Origin of the sequence: Isoptericola sp. NPDC019693, assembly GCF_044389085.1 — a bacterium.
In the GTDB taxonomy this organism is placed as follows: domain Bacteria; phylum Actinomycetota; class Actinomycetes; order Actinomycetales; family Cellulomonadaceae; genus Isoptericola.
This window is the reverse complement of the sequence record NZ_JBIRXP010000006.1, coordinates 212586-227231: the sequence shown is the minus strand read 5'-3', so window position 1 is coordinate 227231 and position 14646 is coordinate 212586. Positions and strand designations below refer to the sequence as shown.

General features: G+C 74.1%; 11 protein-coding genes. 7 read left to right on the top strand and 4 right to left on the bottom strand.

What is annotated here, in order from left to right; all coding sequences use genetic code 11:
• Positions 1-11 precede the first annotated feature (11 nt).
• Together ACH436_RS17895 and ACH436_RS17890 are read right to left on the bottom strand one after the other, a co-directional pair.
• Positions 12-1343 carry an MFS transporter gene (locus ACH436_RS17895; RefSeq protein ID WP_430561544.1) on the bottom strand — a complete coding sequence of 444 codons (1332 nt, stop codon included), beginning with the start codon at positions 1341-1343 and terminating at the stop codon, positions 12-14.
• Positions 1340-1972, bottom strand: a complete 633-nt coding sequence (locus tag ACH436_RS17890) for a helix-turn-helix domain-containing protein (protein ID WP_430561543.1) — start codon at positions 1970-1972, stop codon at positions 1340-1342. Before ACH436_RS17890 ends, ACH436_RS17895 begins: the two co-directional genes overlap by 4 nt.
• A gap of 104 nt (positions 1973-2076) precedes the next feature.
• Here ACH436_RS17890 and ACH436_RS17885 point away from each other — a divergent pair, with 104 nt between their 5' ends.
• Positions 2077-2907: an HAD family hydrolase gene (locus tag ACH436_RS17885; protein ID WP_430561542.1), complete on the top strand. Its 831-nt coding sequence runs from the start codon at positions 2077-2079 to the stop codon at positions 2905-2907.
• 206 nt (positions 2908-3113) lie between these two features.
• Here the strand turns inward: ACH436_RS17885 and ACH436_RS17880 are convergent, their stop codons facing one another.
• Positions 3114-3704 (bottom strand): GNAT family N-acetyltransferase, encoded by a 591-nt coding sequence (locus tag ACH436_RS17880; RefSeq protein ID WP_430561541.1) that lies wholly within the window; start codon positions 3702-3704, stop codon positions 3114-3116.
• Positions 3705-3978: 274 nt separating this feature from the next.
• Here ACH436_RS17880 and ACH436_RS17875 point away from each other — a divergent pair, with 274 nt between their 5' ends.
• From ACH436_RS17875 to ACH436_RS17865, 3 genes are all read left to right on the top strand, one after another.
• A complete protein-coding gene (locus tag ACH436_RS17875; protein ID WP_430561540.1) occupies positions 3979-4530 on the top strand; it encodes an alternate-type signal peptide domain-containing protein in 552 nt (183 codons plus the stop codon).
• Between the two features lie 96 nt (positions 4531-4626).
• Positions 4627-6411, top strand: coding sequence for an alternate-type signal peptide domain-containing protein (locus ACH436_RS17870; protein WP_430561539.1), 1785 nt, complete (start codon positions 4627-4629; stop codon positions 6409-6411).
• Between the two features lie 164 nt (positions 6412-6575).
• Complete coding sequence (locus ACH436_RS17865) at positions 6576-7109, top strand: signal peptidase I (protein WP_430561538.1); 534 nt, start codon at positions 6576-6578, stop codon at positions 7107-7109.
• A gap of 6 nt (positions 7110-7115) precedes the next feature.
• Here ACH436_RS17865 and ACH436_RS17860 read toward each other — a convergent pair whose 3' ends face one another.
• Positions 7116-9650 (bottom strand): LuxR C-terminal-related transcriptional regulator, encoded by a 2535-nt coding sequence (locus ACH436_RS17860; RefSeq protein ID WP_430561537.1) that lies wholly within the window; start codon positions 9648-9650, stop codon positions 7116-7118.
• A 288-nt stretch (positions 9651-9938) separates the two neighbouring features.
• Here ACH436_RS17860 and acs point away from each other — a divergent pair, with 288 nt between their 5' ends.
• The 3 genes from acs to mshD all read left to right on the top strand — a co-directional run bounded on the left by acs (position 9939) and on the right by mshD (position 14619).
• Positions 9939-11951: an acetate--CoA ligase gene (acs, locus tag ACH436_RS17855; protein ID WP_430561536.1), complete on the top strand. Its 2013-nt coding sequence runs from the start codon at positions 9939-9941 to the stop codon at positions 11949-11951.
• A 161-nt stretch (positions 11952-12112) separates the two neighbouring features.
• Positions 12113-13537 carry a cellulase family glycosylhydrolase gene (locus tag ACH436_RS17850; protein ID WP_430561535.1) on the top strand — a complete coding sequence of 475 codons (1425 nt, stop codon included), beginning with the start codon at positions 12113-12115 and terminating at the stop codon, positions 13535-13537.
• Positions 13538-13629: 92 nt separating this feature from the next.
• Positions 13630-14619 (top strand): mycothiol synthase, encoded by a 990-nt coding sequence (gene mshD, locus ACH436_RS17845; RefSeq protein WP_430561534.1) that lies wholly within the window; start codon positions 13630-13632, stop codon positions 14617-14619.
• The last annotated feature ends 27 nt before the right edge of the window (positions 14620-14646 follow it).

Genomic DNA, 14646 nt, shown 5'->3' with positions numbered 1-14646 from the left:
TCCGTCCGGCGTCAGGCCGCCGCCGCGTCCTCGGGAACGCCGTCGTCGGCGTCAGCGTCGGCCGGTCGTCGCCCCCGCTCCCGCTCCGCGCGCAGCGCCGGAACGAAGCAGAGCACGCCGAGCACGCTGAACGCCCCGCCGAGCACCATGGCCACGGAGGTGCTCGTCGCCTGCGCCACGCCGCCGAGCGCGGGCGACGCCACCGCGTACACCGCGAAGGACACCATCGACGCCAACGACAGCACGGTGGACCGGTTGTCCCGCTGCGCCTCACGGTGCAGCAGCGCGTTGTACCCCGGGCCGGAGCTGCCGTGCAGGCCGTAGGTGACGAGGTAGGCGACGACCAGCATCGCGGGCCCTCCGGCCAGCCCCATCCACACGGCGCCGAGGCCGTTGAGCACCCGCGCCGCCATCGCCGTGCGGGCGACGCCGAACCGTCGCGAGGCGAGCCCGCACAGGGCGGCGCCGAGCGCGAACGCCCCCCAGCCGGCCGACGCGACCGGGCCCATGACGGCGCCCGCCTCGGCCTCGCCGCCGAGCATCTCCGCCATCCGGATCGGCTGCAGCGACTCGAACACGACCATCGCGGTCGCCGCGAAGAGCTCCACCAGGAGCAGGCCGCGCAGCACCGGGTTGTCACGGGCGAGGCGCAGCCCGGAGGCGACGACCGCGGGCATCTGGCGGGCCGACCCGACGGTGGAGCGCACCGCGACGCGCCACCGGCGTCGTCCGGCGAGGGCCACGCCCGCGCCGTCGCCTGCCCCACGGCGCGGTGCCTCGCGCACCAGCAGCGTGACCATCACGAGGTGCACCACGGCCAGCGCCGCGTACGTCGCGTACGGCAGGGTGAGCGCGGACCACGCGCCGATCGGGTGCCACCACACCAGCCCGCCCGACACGAGCGCGCCGAGCGCGATCGACACCCCGAGCACCGTGCCCTGATGGGCCAGCGTGCGGTCGACGTCGGCCCCGGGGTGCTTCGCGTGCACGGCATCGACGAACCACGCCTCGAGCGGGCCGGAGTCCAGCGCGCGGAACATGCCCATGAGCGCGGCCGCCGCGAAGAACGCCCAGATCGACTGGGCCAGCAGGAACGTCGCGGCCGCCAGCACCTGCACCACGGCCGAGGCGATGAGCATCGGCCGCCGTCCGACCGCGTCGGCAGTGCCGCCCGTCGGGAGCTCGAGAGCGAAGACGACGAGGCCCGTCACGGAGGCGAGCGAGAGCGTCTGGGCCACGGTGAGGCCGCGCTCGATCGGCAGCAGCGTGGTGACGGTGACGACCAGGCCGACGGGGAACCACCGGGTGGCGGTGAGCAGGAGGAAGACGCGCTGCGGGCTCATGACTCGTCGTCCTTGCTCTCGTTCTTGCTCTCGGGAAACCCGCCGGGCACGTCGTCGGCGTCCAGCGGGAACAGGAACCGCCACAGGTGCAGCCGCCGCGCCCGGGGGTCGCCGGCGCCGGCACGCAGGTACGTGTTGACCACCGCCTCGAGCTCCTCGCCCATCGCGGCCGCCTGCTCGGGCGTGACCTCCACCCAGGTGTCGGTCATGCCGGCGACGTCGGTCCACTCCTTCGGCCAGCCCTCCTGCACGTCGAGCCAGTGGGAGTAGTTCGTGTCGAACTGCCGGTGGTAGTCGCGCACCAGCCAGCCGAGCGCCGTCTGCGCGTCCTCGTCGCCGCCGAAGTCGGAGTCGCGCCAGCCGTGGCTCTGCGTGGTCGCCGCCCAGAGGCGCTCCTTGCCGCGCCCCTCCTCGGTGTCGGTAACGAGGCCGACGGACTCCAGCCTGCGCAGGTGGTAGCTGGTGGCACCGGTGTTGGTGGACAGCTCGGCGGCGAGCGCGGTCGCCGACGCCGGGCCGCCGCGCCGCAGCGCGCCGAGCAGCCGCGAGCGCAGCGGGTGCGCGAGCACCTTGGCGGCCTCGGCGGTGAGCTCGAGGTGGGTGTACGGGCGCTCCGGCGTCGGTTCCATGCGTGCACGATAAGCATGCATAACTCTTGTGCACAAGACTTCTGCACAAGAGTTATGCATGAACTCCTGCCCGACATGACGACCCGCCCGGCTAGGCTCGGGCCGTGACCGACCAGCGACCCGGACCGCACGAGGCGGCACCGGCGACCCCGCCGGTGCGGGTCGCGGCGTTCTTCGACCTCGACAAGACGATCATCGCGACGAGCTCGTCGGCGGCGTTCTCCAAGCCGTTCTACGCCGGAGGCCTCATCACGCGCGGCGACGTCCTGCGCAGCGCGTACGCGCACCTGCTCTTCTACGCCGGCAACGCCGACGCCGACCAGACGGAGCGGATGCGCAAGCACCTGTCCGAGCTCGCCACCGGCTGGGAGGTGAGCAAGGTGCAGCAGATCGTCGCGGAGACCGTGCACGAGCTCATCGACCCGTACGTCTACGCCGAGGCCGTGGAGCTCATCGCCGAGCACCACGAGCTCGGGCACGACGTCGTCATCGTCTCCGCCTCGGGCACGGAGCTCGTCGAGCCGATCGCCACCGTGCTGGGCGCCGACCACGTCGTCGCCACGCGGATGGCCGTCGAGGACGGCCGGTACACCGGCGAGATCGAGTTCTACGCGTACGGCGAGCAGAAGGCCGAGGCCGTTCGCGAGCTCGCAGCCCGGCGCGGCTACGACCTCGAGCGCAGCTACGCCTACTCGGACTCGGTCACGGACGCGCCGATGCTCGGCGCCGTCGGGCACGGCTTCGCCGTCAACCCGGACAAGACGCTGCGGCGCGTGGCCGCCGAGAACGGCTGGGGCGTGCTCACGTTCTCCCGCCCCGTGGCGCTGCGGTCCGCGATCAGGCCGCCCGCCGTGGCGCTCACCGCGGGCGTCGTCGTCGTCGCGGGCGTGGCCGCCTGGCTGCTCCGCCGCTGGTGGCGCCGCCGGCACGGCTGAGCGCTTGCGGCCCTGCCCGGGCGGGCGTTCCATGGGAGGAGACAGCCGGACGGGGGACCCACGCCAAGGAAGTCCCCGGTTGAGGACCCACTCGGTGGGAACGACCCCACCCAGTGATCGGACCAGCGCCTGCTACCCGCGTCCGGGCTGGCGAGAGCGGCGCTCGGTCGACATGTCTCCCGGGCGCCGTCCTCGTGTCCGGGGCCTCAGCCGGCGGCGTCGACGGTCGGCGGGCCGGCCCACTCGTCCGCGAGGACCGCATACGTGTACCCGTCCACCCAGCCCAGCTCGTCGTGCCAGGAGTCGCGGACGCCGTGCTGCTCGCGGCGCATCCCGAGCTTCTCCATGACCCGCCACGAGGCCTCGTTCGCGGCGAAGCACCCGGCGGTCACGCGGTGCAGGCCGAGGTCGGTGAACGCGACGTCGAGCAGCGCGCCCGCGAGCGCCGTCGCGATCCCCCGGCCCGCATAGGCGGGGTCGACGAGGTAGCCGATCGACCCCTCGGCGCGGTGCCACGCGGCGCCCCGCGGCTGGCCCATGCCGTCGCTCACCTCCAGCTCGCCGGTCGCGACGACGACGCCGTCCACATCGACCACGATCGCCTGGTCGTAGGCGTCGTCGAGCGCACGGCGCCACGACCCCCGCAGCTCGTCGGCGTCCTGCGTGGTGCGCAGCAGCCATCGCGTCACCTCGGGATCGTTGCGCCACGCCAGCACCCGGTCGACGTCGCGGCTCGTCGGCACGCGCAGGCGGAGGTTCCCCGCCTCGCGCGGCCAGGACACGTAGGGAGTCGTCATGGTCGACGTCTACCAGGGCCCGACGACAGGAGCCCGGACGATCTCGCCCCGTCGCACGCCGCGCCGGCGGTACCCGGGGCTACTGCGCAGGGCCGTCCCAGTAGCGCACCGGACTACTGCACTCGTGGAGGACGGCGGACGTCGTCGCAGGTCGTGGGCGTGGGCGTACCTACGGCGGGTGCCACGCCGCCCCCGCGCGCGCCCGCGGCCACCGACAGTGGACGTGTCAGGCGCAGCGAGCGTCGGGCCTCGGTCACTGGGGAGGAACAGCACGATGACGAACACGACCACGAAGAAGGGTGCCGTCAAGGGCACCGTCGCCGCCGCTGCCGGCATCGCCGTCCTGCTGGGCGGGGCCGGCACGTTCGCGCTGTGGAACACCAGCGGGGCCATCGGCGGCGCCGCCAGCGAGACCGGCACGCTCACCGCGGACTTCAGCGGCACCACGGACTGGCAGGACGTCACCCCGGGTGCCGCCAACGCCATCACCGACATCACCACGTTCCACATGGTCCCGGGCGACGTCATCGAGGGCACGACCACCCTCACCGTCACGGCCACCGGCGAGAACCTGGTCGTCGCCGCCACGCTCGACGACACGCAGGCCACGCTTCCTGACGACGTGACCGCCACGATCACCCTGACCGACGCGGCGCACTCCGACTCCGGCGAGTCGCTCGCGCTGACGGGTTCCGACGCGGGGACGACGTACGACCTCACGGCCGTCGTGAGCCTCGCGTTCGACCAGTCCGCCGAGGCCTCGAAGAGCGCGGCGATCAACCTGCAGGACGTCAAGATCGATCTGCAGCAGGTCCTGAGCTCCTGACCCCTGACCACCGCGGGCGGCAGCTTGCCCCTCCCCCGAGCGCTGCCGCCCGCGGTCCCTACCGCCCGTCCGAGCGAGTCGAAACCAGGGTGTGAGATGCGTCGTCAGGTCCGGTTCCTGAACCCGGTGCGCGTGGTGCCGGCCGCCGTGGCGGTCGCCGCCGCGATGCTGCTGGCACTGCCCGGTGCGGGCTCGTTCGCCGCCTGGAACGCCTCCGCGCCCGTCGGCGGAAGCACGACCACGGGCAGCCTGGGCATCGACGAGGACACGCTGACCGCCGGGGCCTGGACCAGGTCCGGCGCCTCCTTCGATCCGGCGACGGACACGCTGAGCGCCGGCGACACGATCACCTCGACGATCGCCGACGTCCCCGTCACCGCCGTCGGGGAGAACCTCCGGGCGTCCTTCGCGATCTCCGGCGCCGGCCTGCCGGACGCGATCAAGGACCACGTCACCGTCCAGCTCACGGCGGGCTCCGTGCCCGTGCAGGGCCTCCGGTCCGACGACGACGGCCACCAGACCGTACGGCTCACGCTCGCGGTCACCGCCGACGCCGGGCTGCCCGCCACCGCGCGCACGATCGACCTGTCCGGCCTCACCGTGTCCCTGTCCAACGGCAACGGCTGGACGGACACCGCCGCCCTCGACGCCGGCACGATCTCGACCGGCGCCCCCGAGCCGCAGGGCGGCACCACCTTCCGCGTGGACTTCGACCTCTCGCTCGACGACGACGGCGTCGTCGGCTTCTACCTCACCGACCCCGCCCCGGGCACGATCATCACCTGGGGTGTGTGGGACGGCGGCAGCGAGCGCCAGACGGACGCCGTCGACGGCCTCAACGAGATGGACTTCGGCACCGCCGGGTTCACGCCGAACGTCCGGGTCGTCGGCGCCTTCCGAGGGTTCGGGTCCGCGGAGCAGACGACCTCCGAGGTGGGGTCGCTGACCCACGTCAGCGGCTGGTCGGAGGACTACGGCACGCGGTCCGCGCGGTACGCCCTCAAGGACGCGGTCCACCTGCAGTACGTCGAGCAGCTCCCGGACACGCTGACGGACACGTCGTACGCCTTCCAGAACGCGGGCTCGGCGAACGCTCCCGGGACGTCCTTCCAGATCACCGGCTGGGACTCGTCCCGCGTCACGACGATGGCGCACATGTTCGACGGTGCGACGAACTACAGCCAGTACAAGCCGACGTTCGACACCTCGAACGTCACGGACATGTCGTACATGTTCGCCGGTGCCGAGAGCTTCACCGGCCCGACCGGGTTCACCGACACGTCGAAGGTGACGACCATGGAGGGGATGTTCCAGGGCGCCACCGGTTTCGTCGGCGCGAGCTGGGACGCGAACGACAACATCACCCGGTGGGACGTCTCCCACGTGACGAACATGTCCCACCTGTTCGAGGGCGCCACGAGCTTCGACGGCGACATCACGGGCTGGAGCACCGGCAGCGTGACGACCATGGAGGACATGTTCAAGAACGCGTCGAGCTTCTCGCGAGACCTCTCCGGCTGGGACGTCGCCGCGGTGACCGACCACGAGGAGTTCGGCGACGGCTCCGGGCTGACCCCCGAGCGGCTCCCGCTCTGGAGCGGCGCGACGTCCGCCACGGCGGCACCGTCGGCGGACGTCACCACCGTGAAGGGCAGCGACCAGGAGGCGGACGACGCGACGAGCGGCGAGGCGCCGGCGGCCGAGCAGACCGAGCAGACCGAGCAGACCGAGCAGACCGAAGCCACAGAGCCCGAGGAGACGCCCGCACCCGAGGAGCCCGCCGGCCCCGACCAGGCCGTCGCCGACCAGGCCGCCGCCGACCAGGCCGCCGCGCCGTCGGCACGTCCGACGGCGACGCCGGAGGGCGAGCAGGCAGACTGAGCAGCGCCTGTGGGGGCGGTCCCCCACGGGAGACCGGGGAGGTCGACATCGACGCGGAAGACACGGCGGACGGCCCGGCGACGACGCCGGCGGCGGACGCGGAGGGCAGCCGGCAGGTCCGGCACCCGGCCCTGTCGGGGCTCTGGGCGGGGCTCACCTACGGGGTGCTGGGCCTCGTCATCCTGCTGGCCGCCGCGGTGATCGTGGTGCCGAAGGTGCTGGGCGGCATCCCGTTGACCATCCTGTCGGGCTCGATGGAGCCGAACCTTCCGGTGGGGTCGCTCGCCGTCGTGCTCCCGGTGGAGCCGGAGGACGTGCGCGTCGGCGACATCGTCACCTACCTGCCGAACCCGGACGACCCGACCGCGATCTCGCACCGGGTGACCGCGATCGACAACCACCAGGACGGCACGCGCACCTTCACCGTCCAGGGCGACGCCAACGCCACCGAGGACGACCCCGTGCAGGAGTACCAGGTGCGCGGCCGGGTCGCCTACGCCGTCCCGTGGCTGGGCTCCGTGAACTCGGCCGTCAACGGCGACCACAAGTCGGTGGCGGTCTACGCGGTCGCCGGCGCGTTCTTCCTGTGGGCGGTCAGCCTGTGGTGGCGCGCCTGGCGGGGCCGACGCCGGACGCGCACCGCCGGGCCCGCGGAGACCAGGCCCGCGGAGACCGGGGCCGGCACGGACCGGCCCTGAGCCCCGTCACCCGCGCAGCTGTCGCCGATCGGTGACGCCCAGCTTCTGCATCGCCCGGTAGAGGTGGCTCTCCACGGTCCGCACGGAGAGGAACAGCCGGCTGGCGATCTCCCGGTTGGCGAGGCCTTCGCGGGCGAGGGTGACGATCTCGGCCTCGCGCGTGGTGAGCCCGGACGTCGGGCCGACGTCGACCCTCGGGGCGGTGGTCCCGGCGATGTCGGCGACGTCGTCCACGGTGAGGACGCGACGCCCCTCGGCGTCCGAGCGCTGCCGGGCGACGGCGATCGCGACGTGGGCCAGCGGTCCGCGCGTGCGCATGGCCCGCAGCGACTCGAGGGCGACGCCGCTGGTGCCGTGCGCCAGGTGCCGGTGCAGCCGCACTGCGGGCGTGAGCAGCGGCATGCGCACGGACGCGAACCCCTCCTCCAGCCGGGCGAGGCGGGCGTCGTCGAGCATCTGCGGCGTGAGCGCCCAGCAGAACACGGCCGACGCGGTCCAGCCGCGCGCCCACAGGTCCTCGCCCGCCGCCCAGAGGAGGTCGGCGTCCGGCTCGCCCCCGGTCGCCGCGTGCTCCACCTCCATCCGGGCCCACGGCCGCATGAAGTCGAGCACGGGCACGAACGGCCGCGGGGTGCGCTCCAGCTCGTCCAGCAGGGTGCGCGCGAGGTCGTGGTGGCCGGCCCGCGCGTGCAGCACCGCGGCGAGCGCGAAGATCCGGTCGTCGAAAGGGCTCATCACCGGACCGCCCCGTCCGAGCCGGAGCACCACGCTCAGCGCACGCAGGGCCCGGTCGTGGTCTCCGCGCACGAACAGCGCGGTCGCCAGCCCGCGGGCGGCCAACCGGATGCCGAACGGGCTGACCTCGTCGTAGGCGGCGCTGACGCGCTCGCGTGCCCAGGTCACGGCGTCGTCCACCTGGCCCACCATGAGCAGCGCGTCGCCGCGCAGGGCGTCCAGCCGGTGCGTGTAGGGCCGCTGGTGAGGCGTGCCGCTCCAGCCGCCCAGCAGCTCGAGCGCCCGGTCGGGGGCCCCCGCCTCGAGCGCGGCCCGCACCAGTTGGACGGTCGCGTAGCCGCGCAGGGACCGCGGGACGTCGGCCTCCAGGTCGAACGCCGCGGGGTCCGGGGCCCGCTCGGGCTCCCCGTACACGTCGTCGAGGTAGTGCAGGAACGGCTCGCCGACGCCGTCGACCGTCACCAGCCCGGACGGGCCGGGGTCGTGCAGGAACCCTTCGCGCACGCTGCCCCCGCGCTGCACCACCCACTGCCCGCGGAGGACGGCGTGGGCCGCCACCTGCTCGGGGTCGTCCGTGGGGGCACGCGACGTGCCGGCGAAGATCTCGTCGGCGTCGACGGGGGCGAGCCCGTCCACGAGGTGCAGCCGGAGCAGCGGCAGCGCGCTCGCGACATCGTGGCGCTCGGCCCAGGCGCGCGACCAGAGCGACGCCCGGGTGCGGACCGACTCGGTGACGATCGCGACCTGCTGGTGCACCGGCTGGTCCTCGGGCACCGTCGTGCCCGCGAGCGCGGCCAGCGGCGACTCCTCGCCGGCCTCGTCGCCGCCGGCCGGCCCACCCGTGCCGAACAGCTCCTCCGCCCGCTCCCGCAGCAGCGCCCGCCGGGCGCCGGTAAGCTGTGCGCGCAGCGCCTGGGCGAGCACGGGCGGGCTCACCGCGACGAGGCGGGCCCGCGGGCGCTCGTCGACCGCGACCCGGCCTGCGGCGTCGAGCGCGGCGAGCCGGTCCTCGCCCAGCAGCACGCGCGCGTGGTCGACGTCGAGCAGCCCGAACCAGGCGAGCGACTCCAGGCCCTGCCTGAGCGGGTCGGGGAGCCCGCCGAGAAGGCCGTGCAGCACCGACCCGGTCGGCACGGCCTCGAGGCCGTGCACCTGCGCCCACCTGCCCTCCACCTGGGCGACGGCACCCGCCCCGGCGGCCGCGACCGCCAGGGCCACGGCGGCGCGCGGGTTCCCGCCCGACCGGCCGGCGACGGTCGCGGCCAGGCTGCCCTCGACCTGACCACCCAGGAGGTCCCCGACGAGGGTCGCGACCTCGTTCACGCCCAGCGGCTCCACGGCGACGGCACCCGCGCCGCGGGCGAGCACCGACCACGGGCCGTCACCGGCGACGCCGAGCGGCACCGTCGTGACGAGACGTACCCGGTCCCGCCGCAGCCGCGCCACCGTGTCGACGACGGCGAGCGACGGACGGTCGAGCAGGTGCGCGTCGTCGACGAGGACGGTCGCCTGCCGGCCGGCGAGCGCCTCGTCGAGCGCGGCCGTCGCCTCGGGCACGCCCCACCGGGGGACGGAGCCGCGGGGCCGGAGCGTCGGGTGGGTGAGGAACGCGCCGAGCGGCACGGCTTCCCCGCCCGCCGACCCCGCGAGCTCGACGACGGCCGCCCCTGCGGACCGCCGGGCGTCGGCGAGCGCGCGCAGCACCGTGCTGCGCCCTGCGCCGACGTCGCCGGTCACGTGCACGTCGTGCCCGGAGCGCAGCCAACGCTGTGCGTCGTCGAGGGTCCTGTGGTGGACGAAGGTCACCGTCGCGCCTCCCTTCCTCCCGACCCACTGCCGGGCCTCGGCCGCGAACGCCCTGCTCAGGATGGCGTCGACGGACCCGCTCGGCCACCGCAGCAAGCATCGTGGCTGGCATCGCAGCGGGCATCGCGACGACCTGTGCGGAGGGCCGCCGGACCGGGGGCGACGTGACCCCGGTCACGCCCCCGGTCTAGACTCCCGACGGCGAGGCCCACGGGCCCGCCGTCCCCGGCCGCACCGCGTCGTGCACCGGCGGACCGCACCAGCGACGATGCGCAACCGGAGGTAAGCGTGCCAGAGAACGAGACCACCGCCCCCAGCCTCGAGAACCTGCTGCACGAGACGCGAGCGTTCCCGCCGAGCCCCGCGTTCGCGGCGCAGGCCAACGCCCAGCCGTCCCTGTACGAGGACGCGAAGGCCGACCGGCTCGGGTTCTGGGCCGACCAGGCGCGTGAGCTCGTCACGTGGTCCACGCCGTTCACCCAGACGCTCGACTGGTCCGAGGCGCCGGTCGCGAAGTGGTTCGCCGACGGCACGCTCAACGCCGCGTACAACGCGGTGGACCGGCACGTCGAGGCCGGTCTCGGCGACCGGGTCGCCATCCACTTCGAGGGCGAGCCCGGCGACACGCGGACCGTCACCTACGCCGACCTGCAGGCCGAGGTGTCCCGCGCGGCGAACGCCCTCACGGCGCTCGGCGTGACCAAGGGCGACAGGGTCGTCATCTACCTGCCGATGCTCGTCGAGTCGGTCGTCGCGATGCTCGCGTGCGCCCGCATCGGCGCCCCGCACTCCGTGGTCTTCGGCGGCTTCTCCGCCGACGCGCTGCGCAGCCGCATCGCCGACGCCGAGGCGAAGCTCGTCATCACGGCCGACGGCGGCTACCGCCGCGGCGCGCCCTCCGCCCTCAAGCCCGCGGTCGACGAGGCGCTGGCGCCCAAGGACGGCGAGCCCGCGACCACGGTGGAGCACGTGCTCGTGGTGCGCCGCACCGAGCAGGACGTCGAGTGGACCGACGGCCGCGACGTCTGGTGGCACGACGCCCTGGAGCACGCCGACACGTTCCACGAGCCCGTGGCCGTCGAGGCCGAGCACCCACTGTTCATCCTGTACACGTCGGGCACCACGGGGAAGCCGAAGGGCATCCTGCACACCACGGGTGGCTACCTCACGCAGGCGGCCTACACGCACAAGAACGTCTTCGACCTCAAGGCCGAGTCGGACGTCTACTGGTGCACCGCCGACATCGGCTGGGTGACCGGGCACACGTACGTCGTCTACGGACCCCTGACCAACGGCGCGACCCAGGTGCTGTACGAGGGCACGCCGGACACCCCGCACCGCGGCCGGTGGTGGGAGCTGGTCGAGAAGTACCAGGTCTCGATCCTCTACACCGCGCCGACGGCCATCCGCACCTGCATGAAGTGGGGCGAGGACATCCCCGCCGGCTTCGACCTGTCGAGCCTGCGCGTGCTCGGCTCGGTGGGCGAGCCCATCAACCCCGAGGCGTGGATGTGGTACCGCCGCGTCATCGGCGGCGACACAGCACCGATCGTCGACACCTGGTGGCAGACCGAGACGGGCGCGATCATGATCAGCCCGCTGCCCGGCGTCACCGCCACCAAGCCCGGCTCGGCGCAGGTCGCGCTGCCCGGCATCGTCGCGGACGTCGTGGACGACGAGGCGCACTCCGTGCCGGACGGCGGCGGCGGATACCTCGTGCTGTCGGAGCCGTGGCCGTCCATGCTGCGCGGGATCTGGGGCGACCTGCAGCGCTTCAAGGACACGTACTGGTCGCGGTTCCAGGGCCTGTACTTCGCCGGCGACGGCGCCAAGAAGGACGAGGACGGCGACATCTGGCTGCTCGGGCGCGTGGACGACGTCATGAACGTCTCCGGCCACCGCCTGTCCACCACGGAGATCGAGTCCGCCCTCGTCTCGCACGACGTCGTGGCCGAGGCCGCCGTCGTCGGCGCCGCCGACGAGACCACCGGCCAGGCCGTCGTCGCGTTCGTCATCCTCCGCGGCGAGCACGCGGACCGCGCGTCGACGCCGGAGGGCGCCGAGGAGGTCCAGCAGGAGCTGCGCAACCACGTCGCCAAGGAGATCGGCCCGATCGCCAAGCCGCGCCGCATCCTCGTCGTGCCGGAGCTGCCCAAGACCCGGTCCGGCAAGATCATGCGCCGCCTCCTGCGCGACGTCGCGGAGAACCGCACCGTCGGCGACGCGACCACGCTCGCCGACTCCTCGGTGATGGACCTCATCTCCGCGGGTCTCGCCAAGCCGGCGTCGAACGAGGACTGACACCCCGGGCCTGCCGGGACCCGCACGGTCCCGGCAGGCCCCTCGGGCCCGTCACGCCGGACGAATCGTTTCAGCGTCCTGACCGGCGCCGACACCTCGACCACTGTGGGACCGCACGCGCAGCGCGTGCCGAGTCGCACGAGAGACGAGGACGTCCCGCCATGCAGCACTCCCCCACTCCCCCCGGAGCACCTCCGCACCAGCACGCCGCCGCGACGGCGCGCCCCGCGGCCCGCCACGTCGTGCCGGCGGCCCTCGCCGCGGCCGCCCTCGCCGCCGGCGCCGCGGCCGCCGTCGTCGCGACGGCGCCCGACGCCCGTGCCGACGCCCCGCCCGGCATCCATGTGGCGGACGGCCGCGTCGTCGAGGCCGACGGCACCGACCTCGTGCTCCGCGGCGTCAACCACGCGCACACCTGGTACACGCACCAGACCGACTCGTTCGCGGACATCAAGGCCGCCGGCGCCAACAGCGTGCGGGTCGTCCTGTCCAGCGGCGACCAGTGGACCCGCAACACCCCCGAGGACGTCGCCGACGTCGTCGACCTGTGCGAGGAGAACCGGCTCGTCTGCATCCTCGAGGTGCACGACACCACCGGGTACGGCGACGAGTTCGCCCCTGACGCGGCCACCCTCGACCAGGCCGTCGACTACTGGGAGGACCTCTACCCGACGCTCGCCGGCACCGAGGACTTCGTCATGGTGAACATCGGCAACGAGCCGATGGGCAACGACGACGCCACCAACGAGACCTGGGGCAGCGCGACCTCCGACGCCATCGTGCGGATGCGCGACATCGGGTACGAGCACGCGCTCGTCGTCGACGCGCCCAACTGGGGGCAGGACTGGAAGAACTACATGCGGCCCGCGGCCGCCGACGTCTTCGCCTCCGACCCTGACGCCAACACGATCTTCTCCATCCACATGTACAGCGTGTACAACCAGCACCAGACGGTGACCGACTACCTCGAGTTCTTCGTGGACGCGGGGCTGCCGATCATCGTCGGCGAGTTCGGCTGGCAGCAGACCGCCGCCGACGTCGACGAGGACTGGGTGCTGTCCGAGGCGGAGCGTCTCGACCTGGGCTGGCTGGCCTGGTCGTGGAGCGGCAACACCGACCCCTACCTCGACATGGTGCTCGGCTTCGACCCCGCCGACCCCAGCGCGTGGGGCACCCGCATCATCGACGGCCCGGACGGCCTGCGCGAGACCGCCGTCGAGGCGTCGTGGTTCGGCGCCGAGCCGCCGGAGCCGACCGAGCCGCCCGAGCCGACCGAGCCGCCGGCCGACGCCTGCACCGCCGTCGTGCGGGTGACCCACTCCTGGCCGGGCGGCTGGCAGGGCGAGGTGACCGTGACGGCCGGCGACGCCGCCGTCGACGGCTGGGACGTCACGTTCGCGCTGCCCGGCGGCAGCACGGTCGCCCAGGCCTGGGGCGGCGAGGCGACGTCGGACGCCGACGGCGTGCACGTGACCCCCGCCGCATGGAACGGCACGCTCGCCGCGGGCGCCTCCACCACCGCCGGTTTCATCGGGACGGGGGCCGCGCCCTCCACGGCTCCCGCCGCCACCTGCACCGCGAGCTGACGGCGCCCGCCGAGGTAGTCCAGCTCTCGCCGAGGTAGTGGTCCAGACCACTACCTCGCGGAGAACTGGACCACCTCGGCGAGAATGGGGGCGTGCCCACCCAGACCACGCTCTCCTTCGACCCACTGGACGCGCCCACGCAGGACGCCGTGCGCGCACTCGCCGCGGCCGCGGCGTCCCAGGACGGCGTCGCCCCGCTCTCGGAGCAGCCGCTGCTGCGCCTCGGCACCGAGGCCGACTGGCTGACGCACGTCGTGGCCCGCGGTGACGACGGCGTCGTCGCCGGCTACCTGCAGGTGGACCGCGGCGGCGAGGACGCCAGCGCCGAGCTCGTCGTGCACCCGGCGCACCGCCGGCAGGGCGTGGGGACCGTGCTGCTCCGCACGGCCGAGCGCGACGCCCGCCTGCCGATGTTCTCGGGCGCCCCTGGTCAGCGCGGCAAGCCGCTGCGGGTGTGGGCGCACGGCGACCTGCCCGCGGCACGGGCGTTCGCGGCGGCCCACGGCTACGAGGTGGCGCGCGAGCTGCTCGTGCTCGCCCGCCCGCTGGGGCCCGACGACGCGGCCAGCGACGTGCCGGACCTGCCCGGCCTCGCCCTGCGGACCTTCCGGCCCGGGGCCGACGACGAGGCGTGGGTGCGGCTCAACGCGCGCGCGTTCGCCGACCACCCCGAGCAGGGCCGCCTCACCGTGGACGACCTGCACGACCGCCGGCGCGAACCCTGGTTCGACCCGGAGGGCTTCTTCCTCGTCGTGCCCGCCGACGCCGGCAGCGATGACGCAGGAGGCGAGCCGCTCGGCTTCCTGTGGACCAAGGTGGAGAACGACCAGCCGGACGGCGCCCGGGACGGGGAGCGCCGTGCTGGTGAGATCTACGCGGTCGGGGTCTCGCCCGACGCGCAGGGGCGCGGGCTGGGCCGCGCGCTCACCGCCGTCGGGCTGCGGCACCTGGCGCGCGCCGGCTGCGACCGCGCGGTGCTCTACGTCGACGGGGACAACGCCGCGGCGCTGGCCACGTACGCGGGCGCGGGGTTCGAGCGCGCCGCCGTCGACGTCCAGTTCGCCCGCCCCGCCGGCGCCTAGCGTCCGACGGGAGAACTTCGTCACCCG

What these genes read in the sequence shown, in the direction of transcription:
- ACH436_RS17875 (WP_430561540.1), top strand. Translation starts at nt 3,979, where the DNA reads ATGACGAACACGACCACGAAGAAGGGTGCCGTCAAGGGCACCGTCGCC.
- ACH436_RS17850 (WP_430561535.1), top strand. Translation starts at nt 12,113, where the DNA reads ATGCAGCACTCCCCCACTCCCCCCGGAGCACCTCCGCACCAGCACGCC.
- ACH436_RS17870 (WP_430561539.1), top strand. Translation starts at nt 4,627, where the DNA reads ATGCGTCGTCAGGTCCGGTTCCTGAACCCGGTGCGCGTGGTGCCGGCC.
- ACH436_RS17880 (WP_430561541.1), bottom strand. Translation starts at nt 3,704, where the DNA reads ATGACGACTCCCTACGTGTCCTGGCCGCGCGAGGCGGGGAACCTCCGC.
- ACH436_RS17895 (WP_430561544.1), bottom strand. Translation starts at nt 1,343, where the DNA reads ATGAGCCCGCAGCGCGTCTTCCTCCTGCTCACCGCCACCCGGTGGTTC.
- ACH436_RS17890 (WP_430561543.1), bottom strand. Translation starts at nt 1,972, where the DNA reads ATGGAACCGACGCCGGAGCGCCCGTACACCCACCTCGAGCTCACCGCC.